This is a genomic window from Streptomyces rubellomurinus, assembly GCF_000961885.1.
Classification (GTDB): Bacteria; Actinomycetota; Actinomycetes; order Streptomycetales; family Streptomycetaceae; genus Kitasatospora; species Kitasatospora rubellomurina.
In genome coordinates, this window is the sequence record NZ_JZKH01000053.1 from 35,433 (window position 1) to 53,454 (window position 18,022).

Sequence of the window (18,022 nt, forward strand, 5' to 3'; positions counted from 1 at the left end):
AGTCCCCAAGGGATACCGTCCATGACCCAGAACCTGGCCGACACCTCCCGGCCCGCCGCCGACGCCACCGCTCACGAGGCGACCGTCAGCGCGTCCAGAGGCTGGTGGCGGGACGCGGTCATCTACCAGGTGTACCCGCGCAGCTTCGCCGACTCCAACGGCGACGGCATGGGCGACCTGCCCGGCATCCGCAGCCGCCTGCCCTACCTGCGCGACCTCGGCGTGGACGCCGTCTGGCTCTCGCCGTTCTACGCCTCGCCGCAGGCGGACGCCGGCTACGACGTCGCCGACTACCGCGCCGTGGACCCGATGTTCGGCGACCTGACCGACGCCGACGCGCTCATCCGGGACGCCCACCGGCTCGGCCTGCGGGTCATCGTCGACCTCGTCCCCAACCACTCCTCCGACCGGCACGAGTGGTTCCAGCGCGCCCTGCGCGAGGGCCCCGACTCCCCGCTGCGCGAGCGCTACCACTTCCGCCCCGGCAAGGGGGTGAGCGGTGAACTCCCGCCCAACGACTGGGAGTCCATCTTCGGCGGCCCGGCCTGGACCCGCACCGAGAACCCGGACGGCACCCCCGGCGACTGGTACCTGCACCTGTTCGCCCCCGAGCAGCCCGACTTCAACTGGGACAGCCCGGCCGTCGCCGACGAGTTCCGCTCGATCCTGCGGTTCTGGCTCGACATGGGCGTGGACGGCTTCCGCATCGACGTCGCCCACGGCCTCGTCAAGGCCCCCGGCCTGCCCGACATCGGCGGCGCCGACCAGCTCAAGCTGCTCGGCAACGACGTCATGCCCTTCTTCGACCAGGACGGCGTGCACGAGATCTACCGCAGCTGGCGCGCGATCCTCGACGAGTACCCGGGCCAGCGGATCGGCGTCGCCGAGGCCTGGACCCCGACCGTCCAGCGCACCGCCAACTACGTCCGCCCCGACGAACTGCACCAGGCCTTCAACTTCCAGTACCTGGGCACCGACTGGGACGCCGCCGCGCTGCGCGAGGTGATCGACCTGTCGCTCGACTCGATGCGCCCGGTCGACGCCCCCACCACCTGGGTGCTGTCCAACCACGACGTCACCCGGCACGCCACCCGCTTCGCCAACGAGCCCGGCCTCGGCACCCAGATCCGCACCCCCGGCGACCGTTCGCTGGGTCTGCGCAGGGCGCGCGCCGCCACCCTGCTGATGCTCGCGCTGCCCGGCTCCGCGTACGTCTACCAGGGCGAGGAGCTCGGCCTGCCGGACGTCACCGACCTGCCGGACGAGGTCCGCCAGGACCCGTCGTTCTTCCGCCAGGCCGGGCAGGACGGCTACCGCGACGGCTGCCGCGTCCCGATCCCGTGGTCCGGCACCGAGGCCCCGTACGGCTTCGGACCGGTCGCGGGCGGGCCGTCCTGGCTGCCGCAGCCGGCCGAGTGGGCCGAGCTCAGCGTCGAGGCGCAGACCGGCGACCCGACCTCCACCCTGGAGCTCTACCGCAGCGCGCTGGCCGTGCGCCGCGCGCAGCCCGACCTCGGCGCCGGCACCGACGTCGAGTGGCTCGACGCCCCCGAGGGCACCCTCGCCTTCCGCCGCGGATCCTTCGTCTGCACGGTCAACACCACCGGCCAGCCGGTGCGGATACCGGCCCCCGGCCGACTGCTGCTCGGCTCGGCCGACCTCGTGGTGGACGGCGGCGAGACGGTGCTCGCCCCGGACAGCACCGGCTGGTGGGCGGTCTGACGTGGGTGCAATAGGCTCTGGGCCCGTGACTACGGCGCGACTCTCAGACATCGCGGCGCAGGCGGGGGTCAGCGAAGCCACCGTCTCCCGCGTGCTCAACGGCAAGGCGAACGTCTCCGCCGCCACCCGGCAGACCGTGCTGGCGGCGCTCGACGTGCTCGGCTACGAGCGGCCGACCCGGCTGCGCCAGCGCAGCGCCGGGCTGATCGGGCTGATCACGCCGGAGCTCAGCAACCCGATCTTCCCGGCGCTGGCGCAGGTGATCGAGCAGGTGCTGAGCCGGCACGGCTACACGCCGGTGCTCTGCACCCAGACGCCGGGCGGCTCCACCGAGGACGAACTGGTCGAGATGCTGGTCGACCGGGGCGTGGCGGGCATCGTGTTCGTCTCCGGACTGCACGCCGACACCACCGCCGACCACGACCGCTACGCCCGCCTCGCCGGGCGCGGGGTGCCGTTCGTGCTGATCAACGGCTACAGCGAGCGGATCGACGCGCCGTTCATCTCGCCGGACGACCGGGCCGCGATGTGGATGGCCGTCCAGCACCTGGCCGAACTCGGCCACGAGCGGATCGGGTTGGCGGTCGGGCAGAAGCGGTACGTGCCGGTGCTGCGCAAGATCGAGGGCTTCACGGCCGCGCTGCGCGAGGTGCTGGGGCTCGCCCCGGAGGAGGCCGAAGGGCTCGTCCACCACACGCTGTTCAGCGTGGAGGGCGGGCACGCGGCGGCCGGCGCGCTGCTCGACAAGGGCTGCACGGCGATCGTCTGCGGCAGCGACATGATGGCGCTCGGGGCGATCCGGGCGGTGCGCCAGCGCGGGCTGTCGGTGCCGCACGACGTGTCGGTGGTCGGCTTCGACGACTCGCCGCTGATCGCCTTCACCGAGCCGCCGTTGACCACGATCCGCCAGCCGGTCGAGGCGATGGCCACGGCGGCGGTGGACGCTCTGCTGGAGGAGGTCGGCTCGAACACGGGCCAGCGCGGGGAGTTCATGTTCCAGCCGGAGCTGGTGATGCGCGGGTCCACCGGGGCCCGGACACGCTGACGGCGGCGACGAGGTCCAACTGACGGGCCCCGGAGAGCGGTTGCTCTCCGGGGCCCGTCGTCGTGCGCGGCGGCTCGCGCCCTCCCGGTCCAGCCCTGCCGGCTCAGCGCTCCCGGCTCAGCCCTCCTGTGCGGGCGGACGGTCCATGGTGAGCCGGTGGCCGTCCGCGGCGTCGCCGGTGCGCAACTCGGTGCGCCGGCCGCGGGCCAGGTAGTCGCGCAGGACCAGCTCGACGGCGTCCTGCGGGTTCTTCGTTCCGGCGAGCATCATCACGTCGATCGCGAGGTTCGCGTCGATGGTGACGGTGACCTGGGCCATGGTGCCTCCTCCTCGGGTGCAGAGCAGCAGCATGCCCGTTGGGGCTCCGATCCACCACAGCGGTGATCACCGCGGCACCGGAACGCGCCACGACCCCCGGGGAGGAGCGGGCAGGCTCTCCCCGGGGGCCGTGGCGGCGAACAGCTGACAGATGATGAAAGTTGAAAGCTGTTATCTGTTATCTGTTCGCCGTCGGTGGTCGGTCGTCAGCTGACCGGCAGTCGGCAGTCGGCAGTCGGCAGTCGGCAGTCGGCAGTCGGCCGTCAGCCTCAGACGCGGCCGGCGAAGTCCGGCGCCCAGTTGGCGACGGTCTGCAGGCGCACCCCCACGCTCGGGTTGGCGGCCTCGACGTACTGGCCGCCGCCGATGTAGATCGCGACGTGGTAGACGCCCGAGTCCTGGCCGTTGTTGGACCAGAACAGCAGGTCGCCCGGCTGCAGGCTGTCCAGCGAGACGTGGGTGCTGGCGGCGGCCTGGTCGGCGGCGACGCGCGGGACGGAGATGCCCGCGGCGCGCAGCGCGGCCTGGGTCAGGCCGGAGCAGTCCCAGCCGCCGTTGCCGGTGCCGCCGTAGACGTAGGCCTGGCCGACCTGCGCCTTGGCGAAGGAGATCGCGGCGGCCATGCTGCCGGTGGCGGCCGGGGCCTGGGTCTGCGCCGGGGCGGCGGGCTTGGCGGCCTGGGCGGTCTGCTTGGGCGCGGTCTGCTCCTGAGCGGTCGGCTTGGCGTTCACGGCACCGCCGTTGGCGGCCTGGCCGGACTGCTGCGAGCGGTTGAACCAGCTGAAGTCCGAGCCGGACTTGTCGGTGGAGGACTGGCCCGCCGGGGCGGCGGCCTCGTCGCCGAAGGTCAGGTGCTGGCCCGGGTAGATGGTGTCCGGGCCCGCGGTCAGGGTGGCGCGGTTCAGGTCGTACAGGTGCTGCCAGCCGCCCTGGACGTTGTGCTTGGCGGCGATCGAGGACAGCCAGTCGCCGTCGACGACGGTGTAGTCGCTGCCGTGGGCCTGGGTCTGGCCCTTCTGCGCCCAGTCGCCCTTGGCCCAGTCGCTCTTGGCGGAGCCGGTCTTGGCGGAGTCGGCGGCGGCCTGGTCCTGCGCGGCCGCGGCCGGCTTGGCGGCCGGGGCGGCCGGGGCGGGCTTGGCAGCCGGCTTGGCGGCGGTGCCGGCCGAGGTGTCGACGGCGGCCGGGGTGCCGCCCTTGGTCAGGCCGGCCTGGACGGAGCAGACGGGCCAGGCGCCGGGGCCCTGCGAGGCGAGGACCTTCTCGGCGACGGCGATCTGCTGGTCCTTGGTGGCCTGGTTGGCCTGCGGGGCGTAGGCGGTGCCGCCGAAGGCGGCCCAGGTGCTGGAGGTGAACTGCAGGCCGCCGTAGAAGCCGTTGCCGGTGTTGATGCTCCAGTCGCCGCTGCTCTCGCACTGGGCGACCTTGTCCCAGGTGGCGACGGACGCGGCGGAGGCGGTGCCGGTGGTGAGGCAGGGGATGGTGAGGCCGATGCCGGCGACGCCGAGGGCGGCGATCACGCGACGGGTGCGGCTGGACAGGCGGGTGCCGTTGGTGGGCAGCATGAAGACGCGGTCCTCTCCCACGCCTGCGAGGTGAGCTGTCGGATTCGGGCTGGAGTTGCCCGGCCGCGCGGTGAGCGCGGCTTCACCCCTAGCCCAGAACCGTTCCGGGGAACGGTCCGGGGCGACTTACCTGTGGGTCCCCCGCTCCTGCCGTGGTGCGTTTTCGCGCTGCCAGGACATCCGACGGCAGGACTCGGCGTTGCGGATGAACTGGGTCCGTGTGGTCACGAACGGGGAGCACGTTAAGCAGAATTAAGGGAAATCCGCAAACAGTGTGATGCGCATCACGGTTTAGCGAAAACCGCCGAATGGCCGGTAATTCAAGATCCGAAATGATCGTTCTCCGGCAATTCGGCCTCGGGTTTCGATAATTGGCACTGCCTCAGAAAGCGCGTGACGGGGCGTCGGAATGCGCCGGCGCGCGCGGATGTGCGGCGGAAGCCGTGGGGGAGCGGTCGAAAACCGGGCGCCGAGGCATTCATCCATAAAGCGCTCAGAACGGACATAACACTTCATTGCCCGAATGACTCGCCGCCCGCGCGGGAAGCCGAAGGAAGCCCGCACGAAGCCGGCAGGAAGCCCACGGGAAGCCCACGGGAAGCCGGCGGGAAGCCGAAAGGGCCCGGAACGCGAACGTTCCGGGCCCTCGGGGCACGACGGTCGTGCGGGTTCTACCGGCAGTGCGGGCAGGTGCGGACGGGCGGGGCCCGTCAGGCCTCCACGGGCCCCTGGGCGGCCGCGTGGGCGCCGCGGGAGCCCTCCCCGGCCTCGGCGGCGGCAGCGGCCTCGGCCCGGGCGAGCTCCTCCGGCGACGGCGCGGGCAGCGCGGCCAGGTAGGTGGACGCGATCAGCTGCGCCACCGCCGGGTACGCGCCGAGCGGCGCCGCGGACGGGCAGCCGGTCTCCTCGGCGGCCGTGGCGAGCAGCTCGGAGTCGGCCTCGGGGCCGATCACCAGCGGGGCCAGCGCCGGGCGCAGCGAGCCGGTCTCCTTGAGGTGGTCGACGGCCGCGGCCACCGAGCCGGGCACGTCGAGCGCGGCGGCGACGACCGGGACGGCCAGCCGGGCGGCGAGCAGCACGCCGGTGATGCCGGCCGCGGCGGCCGCGTCCTCGCCGCCCGCGGTGGTGAGGACGACGCCGTCCGCGGCGGTGGCGATGGCGAACAGCCGGGCGCGGTCGGCGCGGGCCAGTCCAGCCTCGGACAGCCGCACGTGCACGCCCTCGGCGAGCAGCGGGTGCGGGCCGAGCGCGTCCGTGACGGTCGCGCCGTACTCGGCGGCGAGGGCGTGAAGCCCGGTCAGGAAGTCGTGCGGACCGGAGACCAGCGGCACCACGACGGGCGCCGGCAGGCCGGCCTCGGCGGTCGCGGCCAGGAGTTCGGCGAGGGTGCGGTCCTCGCCGCCCTCGCCCTCGGCGCCGTCACCGGCGAGGTAGCCGGCCGCGGCCTGGACGCCGTTCTGCTCGCTGCGGACGATCGACAGCAGTTCCTCGACGACCGAGCGGGACTCGGGCCCGGCGGTCGCGGGCACGGCCAGCACCAGCGCCGGGGCTCCGGTCGGAATCTCGGGGCGCTCGGGACGGCGATGGCGCCCCCGCGCACGGGAGCCTGGAGTGCGGACGGGCAGTGGCGCGCCCGGAATGGCTGCGGTGCTCATGCCGGAGATCGTAGGACATCGCCCCGTCAGGCCTGCAGTCGGCTGCCGGACGGGTTTCGCGTGCGCCCGGTGCCGAGCTCGTGCGCCACCCCCGGCGGGTTCGGGAGTTTTCCTGGCAATCCGGACGAAACCGTCCCCAGCGCCCCGGCCCCGGGTCGTAGCCGGCCGGAGGGTGATGACGCGGCGCGAGGGGCCCGGCGTTGCAGCCGTGGCGAGTGAGATGTCTCACAGGCCCGGACGGGTTTGACGGAGGGTCACGGGGGTGCGACTCCCGGCATTCGAAGATCAACATTCAGCGGAGGGCCGCTCACGGCCGGTCATCGGGGCGCTGTCGATTCAGTGGAGTTTGTCCGTTTACATACCGTCAGGAGAAGGGTCCGTGAAGAGTTCGGGGCATCGGATGAAAGCGTCCTGCACCTGCAACGTCCCGTGCTGATGCACGTGCACTACAGCTATCATCACGTCAAGTGAGGCGTTGTACCGGGCCGGTACGGGGCCGGTCCGATCGTTCGGTGGGTGCCGGGGGTGCCGCGCCGGACGACAACTCCGGATCTCTTCGGGAGATTTCTATGCACGACTCGCAGGACTCGCAGCACACGCACGGCTCGTGCCGTCCCTTCAACGGGATCGCCGCCACCGACCTCACGGGGGTCGTCTGGCAGAAGAGCCGGCACAGCAACTCCCAGGGCAACTGCGTCGAGTTCGCGGCCCTGCCGGGCGGCGACGTGGCGATGCGCAACTCGCGCTTCCCGGACGGCCCGGCGCTCATCTACACCCGGGCCGAGATCGCCGCCCTGCTGCTGGGGGCCAAGGACGGGGAGTTCGACCACCTGGCGGTCTGACGGGGGGCCGCTTCGCCATCGGGGGGCCGTCGTGGGTGCTGACACCACGACGGCCTTTGTCTTGTCCGGAGCCGGTGCTCCGGCGCCCCCTCGTCCGGGGGCGGGTCCTGCGGGGTCCGGTAACACGGCCGGGGCGTGGGAGGGGCCCGGCCGGTGTGCCGCACCGCCCCGCGCGGGCGCTCCCGCCGGCCGTCCGGGCGCAGGGGCCCGCCGGCTCCCGGGGTGTGGTCCTCCCGGGGCCTCGCTCGACGCCGTCGGCGCGGCGCCCGGCACTAGGCGGAGCGTCGGTGCCGTCCGCCGGCTTCGGAGCCGACCGCGGGCTCCGCTTCGAACATCGCCCAGACCACCTTGCCGCTGCCCAGCGGGTGCCAGCCCCAGGAGCGGCTGAACGACTCCACCAGGTGCAGCCCGCGGCCGGACTCCGCGACGAAGTCGGCCTCCCGGGCCACCGGCCCCAGACAGCTCGGATCGCTGACCGCGCACACCACCTGCGGGGCGCGGTGCACGAGGCTTATTCGGATCGGCAGCCGGCCCTCCGGGGTCGGCTGTGTGGGAAAGTCGTACTCGCCCTGGGCGCCGCCCGCCGGGTCGGGCCGTGCGCCGATCGCATGCCGGAGCGCGTTGGTGACCAGCTCCGAGGCGACCAGCGCGACGTCGTCGAACAGCTCGGTCAGGTCCCAGCGCTCGAGCGCGGTGCGGACGAAGTCGCGTGCGGTTCTGACGGATTCGAAGCGAGGAGCGAGCGTACAGGTGACCACATGGGGGTCAACCGCCAAAGCCGTACCGGTGCTCATGAAGAGCTCCTCCCATAAGGGGGCGGACACGGCTGGACCCGCCGGGGTCATGCCGGTCACCTCCGACTCGCTCGGCCGCACGGCCGCCCCTCGACCAGGCGCGCGCGCACCCGGACACCCGCCTGCGTGGGGGACGCCGACGGGTGGGTGCACGGAGTCGCGCGTGGGGTCGACGCGGAGCCCGCGGGATTGCCAGGGATGTGCAGGTGCACGTGCACCATGGTGGTGTGCGCTCACTGCAGATGCAAGAGTCGATTCACGTGCAGTCGCACTATTGGCATATGCAAGCGCCGGATGCACGTGCATCCTGGTGTGCGGAGTGCAGAACTGATAGGAACATCCGTCAGTATCGGCACCGTGAGCGCTCAACTGATGGCAGACTGTGCGCTGTTTGCCCTAGGTGGAGGTTTCGACCGCATGACCACAGTTCAGCCGGGCGGCGGCTCGATGGTCCGCCGAATCCTCCTCGGCTCGCAGTTGCGCAGGCTGCGCGAGAATCGCGGCATCACCCGCGAGGACGCGGGCTACGCGATCCGCGCGTCCGAGTCCAAGATCAGCCGGATGGAACTCGGCCGCGTCAGCTTCAAGGAGCGCGACGTCGCCGACCTGCTCAGCCTCTACGGCGTGGACGACGGCGGCGAGCGGGAGGCCCTGCTCGGCCTCGTCCGCGAGGCCAACAAGTCCGGCTGGTGGCACAGCTTCAACGACGTGCTGCCGGGCTGGTTCCAGACCTACGTCGGTCTGGAGGAGGCCGCCCAGCTGATCCGCACCTACGAGGTGCAGTTCATCCCCGGGCTGCTGCAGTGCGAGGAGTACGCGCGGGCGGTTTTCGGCCAGAGTCGGCCGGCCCTGTGCGACGACGAGATCGAGCGGCGGGTCAGCCTCCGGATGCGCCGCCAGAAGCTGCTGACCGAGGGCGCCAGCCCGCGGCTGTGGGCCGTGATCGACGAGGCGGCGCTGCGCCGCCCGGTCGGCGGGCCGAAGGTGATGCGCAGTCAGGTGCAGTACCTGATCGACGTCGCCGAGCAGGCCAACGTGGTCATCCAGGTCATGCCGTTCCGGTTCGGCGCGCACGCGGGCGAGTCCGGGGCGTTCAGCATCCTGCGCTTCCCCGAACAGGACCTCGCCGACGTCGTCTACCTGGAGCAGCTGACCAGCGCGCTCTACCTGGACAAGCGGGACGACGTCGACGCCTACGTCCAGGTGATGGAACGGCTCTGCGTGGACAGCCTCACGCCGGAGCGGACCATAGACCTGCTCGCCTCGATACTGAAGGAGCGCTGAACCGAAGGGCCGTCGAGCCGGAGGGCCGTGGAGCCGGAGGGCCGTGGAGCCGGAGGGCCGTGGAGCCGGAGGGTCGCCGGACCTCCCTCGCGACACAGTGCCTTCGCGGCACCGCCCTTCGCGGCACCGCCCTTCGCGGCACCGCCCTTCGTGACACCGCCCTTCGCGACAGAGCCTTCGCGGCACCGCCCCCGCGGCCGCCCGACCGCCGTCAACCGCGGGCCGGCGGCCGTTCGCGTTCCGGCGGCAGCGGCTGCGGCGGGCGGCCCAGCTCCCAGGGCAGGTCGTAGCGGCCGAACAGGTCGGCCCGGATCGGCGCGAGCGACAGCTCGGCGCCCGGCAGCAGCACCCCGATGCAGCCGCCCATCAGCGCGCTGCGCAGCACCGCGTGCGCGGCGGCCGGGTCCGGTGCGCCCCAGTCGTGCAGCAGGTCCTGCAGGATCGCGCTGAGCCGCTGCTGCTCCGGGTCCTGGACGAAGGCCCCGGTGTCCGGGTCGAGGATCAGCGCCAGGTGCGAGCGCATCACCCGGGGGTGGTCCAGGGCCAGGGCGAGGACGGCGTCGATCGCGGTGGCGAGCCGGGCCTGCGGGGAGGCGTCCGGCGCCAGGTCGGCGAGCGCGCCGGTGAGCGCCTGGTGCATCAGCCGGTGCGTGGCGGCCTGCATCAGGAGCCGTTTGCCGTCGAAGTAGTAGGAGAGCAACCCCCGTGCGAGCCCGGCGCGTTCGGCGATGTCGGTGAGCGTGGTGCCCGCGTAACCGCGCTGGTCAACGAGTTCGACGGTGGCCCGCATGATGCGTCGGCGGGAGCGCTGCCGCATCTCCTCATTGACCGAATCCCCGCGAGGTGCCATCGTGACTGCTCCGAACGTTCGTTGGCTCCGAGCCAATATACTGGCCGAGCCGGCAGCCGCACCGTGGACCGCGCCCTCTCGGGGCGCCGCGCGGTCGGCCGCCACGAAGACGGCCGGCTCCACCAACACGGGGGTTTGGTGGAGCCGGCGCCATTCGCCCGGAGGCCGGGGGTCGGTTCCCGGGCACAGGCCGTGACTCAGCTCCTGGTCAGGACCGCGTCCCGGACGTGCTCCGGGGCCGGGGCGGTTCGGACCTCGTCGGCGGACGGCCGGTCGGAGCCGGCCGGCGGGGCGTCGAGCACCGGCACGGCGGCGGACCCGCGGCGACGGTCCAGCAGGGCGCCGGTCGCGGCGATCAGCAGGCCGACCAGCGAGACCGCCGTGACGAACAGCAACGCCGGGCGGTAGCCGTCCAGTTGGGCCTGCGGGCTGTCGCCGCCCGCGCTGCCGGCGGTGATCATCGCGGTCGCGCCGGCCAGTACGACGGCGGTGCCGACCTGGATCGCGGTGTTGACCAGTCCGGAGGCGAGACCCTGCTCCTCGTCGGCGACGCCGGAGGTGGCGGCGATGTTCACCGAGGGGAAGGCCAGCATGAAGCCGATGCCGAGCAGCGCCATCGAGGGCAGCACCAGCACCGGGTAGGAGCTGTGCTCGTCCAGCCGCAGGAAGAGCGCGAAGGCGGCGGTCAGCGAGAGCAGGCCGAGGGGCAGCAGCCGTCCGGTGCCGAAGCGGTCCACCACCTTGCCCATGAACGGGGCGGAGAGCGCGATCATCGCACCGGCGGGGAGCAGCCCGAGCGCCATCTTCAGGGCGGACCAGCCGAGCAGGTGCTGCAGGAAGAGCGTCACGACGAACTGGAACCCGCCGTACGCGCCGGCCATCGCGAAGGCGACGAGGTTGGCCCGGGCGACCGAGCCGTTGCGGAAGATGCCGAGCCGGACGAGCGGGTGCGCGGCGCGGCTCTCGATGGCCAGGAAGGCCGCGGCCAGGACGGCGACCACACCGAGCGAGCCGAGCGTGCGCGGGCTCAGCCAGCCGGCGCCCTGCGCCTCGGTCACGGTGAACACCAGCAGCAGCACGGTGGCGGTGCCGGTGATCGCACCGAGCACGTCGTAGCCGCCCTGGGCGCGCTCCTCGACGGGTCGGGGGAGCAGGCGGACGGCGACCAGCAGGGCCAGCAGCGCGACCGGGACGGGCATCAGGAAGGTCCAGCGCCAGCCGACCGAGGTGAGCAGGCCGCTGAGCACCAGGCCGAGCGAGAAGCCGCTGGCGCCGCAGGTGGTGTAGATGGACAGCGCGCGGTTGCGGGCGGGGCCCTCGGCGAAGGTCGTGGTGATGATCGACAGGCCGGCCGGGGCGGTGAACGCGGCGCTGACGCCCTTGAGGAAGCGGGCGCCGATCAGCAGGGCGCCGTCGTCGACCAGGCCGCCGACCAGCGAGGCGGCGGCGAAGACGCCGAGGGCGACGAGGAAGACGCGGCGGCGGCCGAGCAGGTCGGCCGCGCGGCCGCCGAGCAGGAGCAGGCCGCCGTAGCCGAGCACGTAGCCGGAGACCACCCACTGGAGGGTGGAGGTGGACAGGTGCAGTTCGGAGCCGATGGAGGGCAGGGCGACACCGACCATGGAGACGTCCAGGGCGTCCAGGAACATGGCGGCGCAGAGCACGATCAGGGTGCCCCAGAGGCGGGGAGTCCAGTTCAGCCCGCTGGTTGACGATGCGTCGGATGACGTGGCGGTCGCGGTGGTCATGGGGAGGACACTACATGCACGTGCATTCAATGCAAATGAATTAGATGTGAACGCATTAGGTTCACGTGCATCTGCTAGGGTGGCGCCGTGGCTGAACTCGACTCCCCGGCCCAGGCCGACCTCGTCGCGCAGTGGCGCGAGCTGCTGGCCCTCCGCGCTACCACCGCCTGCGCGCTCGACCGCGAGCTCGGTGAGCGGCACGGACTCGGCATGAGCGAGTTCGAGGTGCTGGAACACCTGGTGGAGGGCTGCGTCTCGGAGGGCCGGCCGGCCTTGCGGGTGAGCGACCTCGCCCCCACCGTCCACCTGAGCCAGAGTGCCCTCTCCCGGCTGATCGCCCGGCTGGAGAAGGCCGGACTGGTCACCCGCTCCATGTGCGAGCTCGACCGGCGGGGCGTCGTGATCGCCCTGACCGAGGCCGGGCGCGAGCGGTACGAGCAGGCCAGGCCGCTGCACCGTGACGTCCTCGGGCGTCACCTCGGCGGTTCGGAGGGCGCGGTCGGCTCGGCCGGTCCGGTCGGCGGGGCCTGCACGGGCTGACCTGTCGTCAGCATCCCTCTCGCGTCGGCCGGTTGGCGCCGTGCGCCGGCTCAGTGCAGCGAGTTGAGCCCCGGCGCGAAGGCCAGCAGGACGACCGCCGCCGGTGCGGCGAGGGCGAGGGCGGTCAGCCGCAGCCGGTGCGCCACGGTCAGCCGCGGCCGGCCCGCGAGCAGCCGGTCCACCCGCTTCGGGGACTGCGCCAGGCCGGGCGGGCAGGCGCCGAACACCCCGCGGTCCAGGTTGAGTTCGGCCAGCGCGAGGGCGGTGGTGTGCCGGCCGTGGCGGCGCGCGGCGCGGTCGTCGGCCGCCAGCTCGACCAGTTCCTCCACCTGGCCCAGGAAGGCGCGGAACACGCCGATCCCCGGGAAGCCCGAGGCGAGCGCCTGCGCGAACTGCTTCAACCAGTGGTGCCGCGCCCGGACGTGCCCGCGCTCGTGGCTCAGCACGGCGGCCAACTCCCGGTCGGTCAGCTGCTGGAGGGCGCCGGTGGTGACCACCAGCCGGGAGTCCGGGCCCGGCAGCGACCACGCCTCGGGCCGGACGTTCTCCAGCACCACCAGGCGTTCCCTGCGGCTCCGGGCGGTCGCGATCGACTCCGGCAACTCCGGTGCCCAGCTGGACAGTTCCGCGTGCCTGCGGTCGCGCAGCGCCTTCGCCGCACGGATCTCGCGGGTGAGCGCGAACACCGTCCGCACCCCGCCGGCCGCCAGCACCGCGGCACACAGCCGGCCCCAGCCCTCGGCGTTCTGCAGACCGTACGCGGCCTCCACGCCGTGCGGGGCGCCGGTGAACACCAGGGCGCGCAGCTCGGGCAGGGCGGCCGAGGCGGCCAGGACCAGGGCCAGTGCGCAGCACAGCAGCACCGCCACCACGAGGCACTGCCACACCAGCAGCGCCAGCACCGGTTCGCGCTCCGCCCAGCGGGCCCGGGCCAGCAGCCGGGGCGCGACGGTCGAGAGCAGCAGTCCGAGCAGCAGCAGGCCGATCAGGGCAGTCATCGCAGGGGCTCCCCGAGTACGCACGGAACGCGACAACGCGCTCCCCGTCAACCTATGCGCTGCCGACGCCCGGTGGAACGGCTTTCAACCGGCCAGTGACCAACGCCACGCGCTGGAGCGGGGATTGTGCGGGCGACGCCGTCCGGGCGGCGCGGGCCGGGCCGGGGGCGGTCCGGAGCCGGTCCGGTCCTCACATGGTCAGGAGCATGGCGAACATGCCGATCCCCATGGTGAGCCGGCAGGCCTGCGGCAGGCCGGCGGTGCCGAGCGCGAGGGTGCCGGCGGGCGTGCGCAGCAGCCGGGAGCCTACCCACAGCGTGTACCCGCCGAAGTAGAGGAGCAGGGCGCCGGTGAGCAGCGGCGCGCCGAGGGCGGCGGCGTGGTGGTGGTGCCCGGCGGACGGCGCGGTCATGGCGAGCGCCGTGTACGTCATGGCCAGTGCGCCGACCGCGTGGTGCAGCCGGTGCGCCCGCCCGGCCGGGGCGTGCACGGCGGCGAGCAGGAAGGCGGCCGCGGGCACGCCGAACAGCCAGGCCCAGACGGCGGCCGGGACGGCGGCGCCGGCGACGGCCATCGCGGCCATGCCGAGGCCCATCAGCGCGTCGGCCGCGTCGGACTCCCGCGCGAGCAGTCCGGCGGCGGCGCCGGAACCGGGCGTGGCCGCACCGGGTGCGGCGCAGGCGCGGGCGGTGCGCGGGGGCGCGGCGGCAGCGGTGCAGGAAGGGGAGGTGGCACCGGAGGTGTGCCGGAGCCGGGCGAGGCAGTAGGCGCCCGAGGTGGCGGTGAGGAGGGCGAGGAGCCAGTTGACCAGGGTGGGTTCGTGCAACGGCGGCCTCCCGGGCGACGGTCGTCCCGTCCACGATCACCGCCCTGGCCCGGGCGGTGCCAGGGCGCGTACGGGGGCGCACGGTGGTGCCCGCCGTGGTGAAGGCCCCGGCCGGCGCGCGCCCGGGGGCCGGCGCGCGGGTCGTCGGTGTCGGCGGTGTCGCCGGTCACGGTCCGCCGCCCCGGTGGCGGCGGCCTGACGCACGCGGCATGGTCGGCGTACGGGCCCGCGTCCGCGGCGCCCCGGCGCCGGACCGGCGACGGCGGCCGCGCGGCTCCCCGGCGTCCCGCCCCGCCGCCCCGACCCGCCGTCCCCCGGTTGGACGAACGGGCCTCCCGCCGGACGATTCACGGCCCGACCGGCACCCGGCCGGAACTTTGTCGGCCGGGCCCCTCTTGAACGAGAGAACCTTTCGTACTTATGGTGTCCACGTCGAAATAACTCCTGTCGAAGTGAGTCCACGATGCAGAATCTTTCGCCAAGGCTCGCTGTGGCGGCCGACGCTCCGCTCTCCCCCCTCGCCGCGCACCCGGCCTGGCAGCGCCTGAAGGAGGCCGTCGAGACGCTCAGACCGCTGCAGTCCAAGGACGGCTCCATCGACCTGTCCACGGTCCAGCGGCACACCGTCGACCCGCTGGTGGACACCGTCCGCGCCGCCGTCCAGGAGCTGGCCCCGAACTTCCCGCACGACGCCGCCTACCTGGCCGCCGTCGACGCGGACCTCGCCAAGTGGGCCGACACCGGCTACCGGGAGCCCGACTTCCTCGACTCGCTGCTTGCCTTCCAGCCCGCCGACCAGCGCGAGGACGGCCTGGAGCACCTGGTCGTCTTCCCGATGTACACCCAGAACGGCAACCCGGACCGCAACCTGGAAGCCGTCCTGCTGCGCGTCGTGTGGCCCGACTGGCTGGCCGAGCTGGAGCGCACCCGCTTCGACAACCCGATGTTCGTGCCGATCACCTTCACGGACTTCACGGCCGGCTACGACACCAACTCCGCCGTCCTCTTCCCCGAGACGGTCGCCGTGCGCAAGGCGCCGGAACGTTTCACCTGGGGCGGCATCTTCTGCGACCGCGAGGCCGCCCGCTTCCGCGCCGTCTCCACCAGCGCCGTCGAGCAGCTCGGCCTGGAGATCCCCGCCGACGCCGAGGGCCTGCTCCAGGACCAGCAGCGCGCGCAGGAGACCTTCGTCCTGTGGGACCTCGTGCACGACCGCACCCACAGCCACGGCGACCTGCCGTTCGACCCCTTCATGATCAAGCAGCGCAGCCCGTTCTGGATGTACGGCCTGGAGGAGCTGCGCTGCGACCTCACCACCTTCAAGGAGGCGGTGAAACTGGAGGCCGAGGGCAACAAGCACGCCCGCGACGTCCAGTACGCGATCCTCTTCGACCGGCTGTTCCGCTTCCCGGTCAGCGGCGATCGCGTGCGCAACTACGACGGCATGGGCGGCCAGCTGCTCTTCGCCTACCTGCACAAGAACGGCGCCCTGCAGTGGCGCGACAACCGCCTCAGCATCGACTGGGAGCGCGCCCCGCAGGTCACCAACGCGCTCTGCGCCGAGATCGAGACCCTGTACCGCGACGGCATCGACCGGCCCAAGCCGGCCCACTGGATCGCCGCCTACCAGCTGGTCTCGCGCTACCTCACCCCGCACCCGGCCTCCACCTGGGCCAAGGGCCCGGAGGCGCTTCCGCTCGACCTCACCGACGGCAAGGCCCTCAACAAGGCGCTGTGCGACGCCGTGCTCCCGGACGAGTTCCCGCTGAGCATGTTCTACGAGGCCCTCGCCAAGAAGCTGCGCGGCGTCATCGCCGCCACCGCCGGAATCACCGGCGCCGGAATCCAGGGAGTTGCTGCGTGACCACCACCCCCGACACCACGCTGGCCGGCAAGGTCGTCGCCGTCGCCGGAGCCAGTGGCCCCGCCGGCCGCGCCGTGCTGCGCCGCCTCGCCGCCGGTGGCGCCACCGTGATCGGTGCCGACATCGACGCCCAGCGCCTGGAGTCCGCCCTCGACGCGACCCGGGTCGCGGTCCGCGGCGCCAAGGTGAGCGGCCAGGTGATCGACCTGCTCGACCCGCAGGAGGTGCACGACTGGGCCGACCACCTGGAGTCCGAGCACGGCCACGTCGACGGCGTCTTCCACCTGGTCGGCGGCTGGCGCGGCAGCAAGACCTTCTTCGACACCCGGCTCGACGACTGGGACTTCCTGCACGACACCGTGGTGCGCACCCTCCAGCACACCTCGCTCGCCTTCCAGCCCGCCCTGGTCCGCAGCCAGGCCGGCCGGTACGCGATCGTCTCCGCGTCGAGCGCGCACAAGCCCACCGCCGGCGGCGCCGCCTACGCGGCCGCCAAGGCCGCCACCGAGGCCTGGACCCTCTCCATGGCCGACTCCTTCAAGAAGGAGACGACGTCCCCGGACGGCGAGCCCACCGCGGCGGCTACGATCCTGGTCATCAAGGCGCTGCTCAGCCCCGAGATGCGGGCCGAGAAGCCCGAGGCGAAGTTCACCGGGTACACCGAGACCGCCGACCTCGCCGAACACCTCGCGGCCCTCTGGGACCGCCCCGCAGCAGAACTGAACGGACAGCACCTGTGGCTGACAGCCCGATGATCGACCCCGCCCGCACGGACGCGATACGGCGGCACGACACCGCCGTCCGCGGCTTCGCGAGCGACAACTACTCCGGCGTGCACCCGGAGATCCTCGCCGCGATCGCCCTCGCCAACGACGGGCACCAGGTCGCGTACGGCGAGGACGACTACACGAACCACCTGCAGGACGTCTTCCGCCGCCACTTCGGCGAGAAGGCGGAGGCCTACCCGGTCTTCAACGGCACCGGCGCCAACGTGGTCTCGCTGCAGGCCCTGCTCCCGCGCTGGGGCGCCGTGGTCTGCGCCGAGTCCGCCCACATCCACGTGGACGAGGGCGGCGCGCCGGAGAAGATGGGCGGCATCAAGCTCCACACCGTCCCCACCCCGGACGGCAAGCTCACCCCGGAGCTGCTCGACCAGCAGGCGTGGGGCTTCGGCGACGAACACCGCGCCCAGCCGCTCGCCGTCTCGATCACCCAGAGCACGGAGCTCGGCACCCTCTACACCGTCGAGGAGATCCGCGCGCTCACCGAGCACGCCCACCAGCTCGGGATGCTCGTCCACATGGACGGCGCCCGGCTGGCCAACGCGGCCGCCTCGCTCGGCCTGCCGATGCGCGCCTTCACCACGGACGTGGGCGTCGACGTGCTCTCCTTCGGCGGGACGAAGAACGGCCTGCTGTTCGGCGAGGTCGTGGTGGTGCTCAACCCCGAGCGGGTGCGCAACATCAAGTACCTGCGCAAGACCTCGATGCAGCTCGCCTCGAAGATGCGCTTCCTCTCCGTCCAGTTCGAGGCGCTGCTCACCGGTGACCTCTACCTGCGCAACGCCGGCCACGCCAACGCCATGGCCAGCCGGCTGGAGGCGGCCGTCCGCGACATCGACGGCGTCGAGGTGATCCGCCCGGTCCAGGCGAACGCGGTGTTCGCGATCCTCCCGCGCGAGGTGAGCGAGCGACTGCAGAAGCGCTACCGCTTCTACTTCTGGAACGAGCACACCGGTGAGGTCCGCTGGGTGTGTTCCTTCGACACCACGGAGGCCGACATCGACGCCTTCGCGGCGGCGATCGTCGAGGAGATGGGCCGCGCCTGACGGCGCCGGAACAACGGATCGTCCCGCCCTGCGCCAGCAGGGCGGGACGATTTGCATGTGGCGTGCCCGTCCCCGTACAGTTCCGGAGTCGCCGCGGGAGACCGGGGCGACAAGGCGGAAAGCGAATCCGATGAATGAAACTCCGG

The 18,022-nt window shown here is 72.8% G+C and carries 16 protein-coding genes and 1 riboswitch; of the genes, 8 read left to right on the forward strand and 8 right to left on the reverse strand.

Annotated features, from left to right (window positions below):
- Positions 1 to 21 precede the first annotated feature (21 nt).
- Together VM95_RS23720 and VM95_RS23725 are read left to right on the forward strand one after the other, a co-directional pair.
- Complete coding sequence (locus VM95_RS23720) at positions 22 to 1,722, forward strand: glycoside hydrolase family 13 protein (protein ID WP_045700083.1); 1,701 nt, start codon at positions 22 to 24, stop codon at positions 1,720 to 1,722.
- Between the two features lie 25 nt (positions 1,723 to 1,747).
- Positions 1,748 to 2,767 (forward strand): LacI family DNA-binding transcriptional regulator, encoded by a 1,020-nt coding sequence (locus tag VM95_RS23725; protein WP_208615520.1) that lies wholly within the window; start codon positions 1,748 to 1,750, stop codon positions 2,765 to 2,767.
- Between the two features lie 117 nt (positions 2,768 to 2,884).
- Here VM95_RS23725 and VM95_RS23730 read toward each other — a convergent pair whose 3' ends face one another.
- From VM95_RS23730 to VM95_RS23740, 3 genes are all read right to left on the reverse strand, one after another.
- On the reverse strand, positions 2,885 to 3,085 hold the full coding sequence (locus VM95_RS23730) for a type II toxin-antitoxin system VapB family antitoxin (RefSeq protein WP_045700085.1): 201 nt from the start codon (positions 3,083 to 3,085) through the stop codon (positions 2,885 to 2,887).
- Positions 3,086 to 3,354: 269 nt separating this feature from the next.
- Positions 3,355 to 4,668 (reverse strand): transglycosylase family protein, encoded by a 1,314-nt coding sequence (locus tag VM95_RS44600; protein WP_157882176.1) that lies wholly within the window; start codon positions 4,666 to 4,668, stop codon positions 3,355 to 3,357.
- Positions 4,655 to 4,817: riboswitch (cyclic di-AMP (ydaO/yuaA leader) on the reverse strand. (Overlaps the previous gene by 14 nt.)
- Before the next feature lie 540 nt (positions 4,818 to 5,357).
- A complete protein-coding gene (locus VM95_RS23740; RefSeq protein WP_244178917.1) occupies positions 5,358 to 6,302 on the reverse strand; it encodes a hypothetical protein in 945 nt (314 codons plus the stop codon).
- A 569-nt stretch (positions 6,303 to 6,871) separates the two neighbouring features.
- Here VM95_RS23740 and VM95_RS23745 point away from each other — a divergent pair.
- Positions 6,872 to 7,144, forward strand: coding sequence for a DUF397 domain-containing protein (locus VM95_RS23745; RefSeq protein ID WP_045700086.1), 273 nt, complete (start codon positions 6,872 to 6,874; stop codon positions 7,142 to 7,144).
- Positions 7,145 to 7,416: 272 nt separating this feature from the next.
- On the opposite strand, the gene VM95_RS23750 is transcribed toward VM95_RS23745, so the two are convergent.
- A complete protein-coding gene (locus VM95_RS23750) occupies positions 7,417 to 7,938 on the reverse strand; it encodes an ATP-binding protein (protein WP_045700087.1) in 522 nt (173 codons plus the stop codon).
- 417 nt (positions 7,939 to 8,355) lie between these two features.
- Here VM95_RS23750 and VM95_RS23755 point away from each other — a divergent pair, with 417 nt between their 5' ends.
- Positions 8,356 to 9,222, forward strand: a complete 867-nt coding sequence (locus VM95_RS23755) for a helix-turn-helix domain-containing protein (RefSeq protein WP_045700088.1) — start codon at positions 8,356 to 8,358, stop codon at positions 9,220 to 9,222.
- Positions 9,223 to 9,433: 211 nt separating this feature from the next.
- Here VM95_RS23755 and VM95_RS23760 read toward each other — a convergent pair whose 3' ends face one another.
- Both VM95_RS23760 and VM95_RS23765 read right to left on the reverse strand, forming a co-directional pair.
- Positions 9,434 to 10,039, reverse strand: coding sequence for a TetR/AcrR family transcriptional regulator (locus VM95_RS23760; protein ID WP_244178918.1), 606 nt, complete (start codon positions 10,037 to 10,039; stop codon positions 9,434 to 9,436).
- A gap of 230 nt (positions 10,040 to 10,269) precedes the next feature.
- Positions 10,270 to 11,820 (reverse strand): MFS transporter, encoded by a 1,551-nt coding sequence (locus tag VM95_RS23765; RefSeq protein ID WP_045700090.1) that lies wholly within the window; start codon positions 11,818 to 11,820, stop codon positions 10,270 to 10,272.
- Positions 11,821 to 11,907: 87 nt separating this feature from the next.
- On the opposite strand from VM95_RS23765, the gene VM95_RS23770 reads away from it, so the two are divergent.
- Positions 11,908 to 12,360 carry a MarR family winged helix-turn-helix transcriptional regulator gene (locus VM95_RS23770; protein ID WP_045700091.1) on the forward strand — a complete coding sequence of 151 codons (453 nt, stop codon included), beginning with the start codon at positions 11,908 to 11,910 and terminating at the stop codon, positions 12,358 to 12,360.
- Positions 12,361 to 12,410: 50 nt separating this feature from the next.
- Here VM95_RS23770 and VM95_RS23775 read toward each other — a convergent pair whose 3' ends face one another.
- Positions 12,411 to 13,358, reverse strand: coding sequence for a M56 family metallopeptidase (locus VM95_RS23775; protein ID WP_045700092.1), 948 nt, complete (start codon positions 13,356 to 13,358; stop codon positions 12,411 to 12,413).
- Positions 13,359 to 13,548: 190 nt separating this feature from the next.
- Positions 13,549 to 14,184: a DUF5134 domain-containing protein gene (locus tag VM95_RS23780; protein ID WP_045700093.1), complete on the reverse strand. Its 636-nt coding sequence runs from the start codon at positions 14,182 to 14,184 to the stop codon at positions 13,549 to 13,551.
- A gap of 463 nt (positions 14,185 to 14,647) precedes the next feature.
- Here VM95_RS23780 and VM95_RS23785 point away from each other — a divergent pair, with 463 nt between their 5' ends.
- The 3 genes from VM95_RS23785 to VM95_RS23795 are packed head-to-tail and all read left to right on the forward strand — an operon-like array spanning position 14,648 to position 17,876.
- Entirely contained in the window at positions 14,648 to 16,048 is a 1,401-nt protein-coding gene (locus tag VM95_RS23785) for a DUF6421 family protein (protein WP_045700094.1), read from the forward strand.
- Positions 16,045 to 16,803 carry an SDR family NAD(P)-dependent oxidoreductase gene (locus VM95_RS23790; protein ID WP_208615522.1) on the forward strand — a complete coding sequence of 253 codons (759 nt, stop codon included), beginning with the start codon at positions 16,045 to 16,047 and terminating at the stop codon, positions 16,801 to 16,803. Before VM95_RS23785 ends, VM95_RS23790 begins: the two co-directional genes overlap by 4 nt.
- On the forward strand, positions 16,800 to 17,876 hold the full coding sequence (locus VM95_RS23795) for a threonine aldolase family protein (protein WP_063773550.1): 1,077 nt from the start codon (positions 16,800 to 16,802) through the stop codon (positions 17,874 to 17,876). Before VM95_RS23790 ends, VM95_RS23795 begins: the two co-directional genes overlap by 4 nt.
- The last annotated feature ends 146 nt before the right edge of the window (positions 17,877 to 18,022 follow it).

Bases quoted from the DNA above. Each gene is read 5' to 3' on its own strand.
- VM95_RS23730 (WP_045700085.1), bottom strand. From the start codon at position 3,085: ATGGCCCAGGTCACCGTCACCATCGACGCGAACCTCGCGATCGACGTG.
- VM95_RS23765 (WP_045700090.1), bottom strand. From the start codon at position 11,820: ATGACCACCGCGACCGCCACGTCATCCGACGCATCGTCAACCAGCGGG.
- VM95_RS23750 (WP_045700087.1), bottom strand. From the start codon at position 7,938: ATGAGCACCGGTACGGCTTTGGCGGTTGACCCCCATGTGGTCACCTGT.
- VM95_RS23745 (WP_045700086.1), top strand. From the start codon at position 6,872: ATGCACGACTCGCAGGACTCGCAGCACACGCACGGCTCGTGCCGTCCC.
- VM95_RS23760 (WP_244178918.1), bottom strand. From the start codon at position 10,039: ATGCGGCAGCGCTCCCGCCGACGCATCATGCGGGCCACCGTCGAACTC.
- VM95_RS23775 (WP_045700092.1), bottom strand. From the start codon at position 13,358: ATGACTGCCCTGATCGGCCTGCTGCTGCTCGGACTGCTGCTCTCGACC.
- VM95_RS23795 (WP_063773550.1), top strand. From the start codon at position 16,800: ATGATCGACCCCGCCCGCACGGACGCGATACGGCGGCACGACACCGCC.
- VM95_RS23785 (WP_045700094.1), top strand. From the start codon at position 14,648: ATGCAGAATCTTTCGCCAAGGCTCGCTGTGGCGGCCGACGCTCCGCTC.
- VM95_RS23720 (WP_045700083.1), top strand. From the start codon at position 22: ATGACCCAGAACCTGGCCGACACCTCCCGGCCCGCCGCCGACGCCACC.
- VM95_RS23755 (WP_045700088.1), top strand. From the start codon at position 8,356: ATGACCACAGTTCAGCCGGGCGGCGGCTCGATGGTCCGCCGAATCCTC.
- VM95_RS23740 (WP_244178917.1), bottom strand. From the start codon at position 6,302: ATGAGCACCGCAGCCATTCCGGGCGCGCCACTGCCCGTCCGCACTCCA.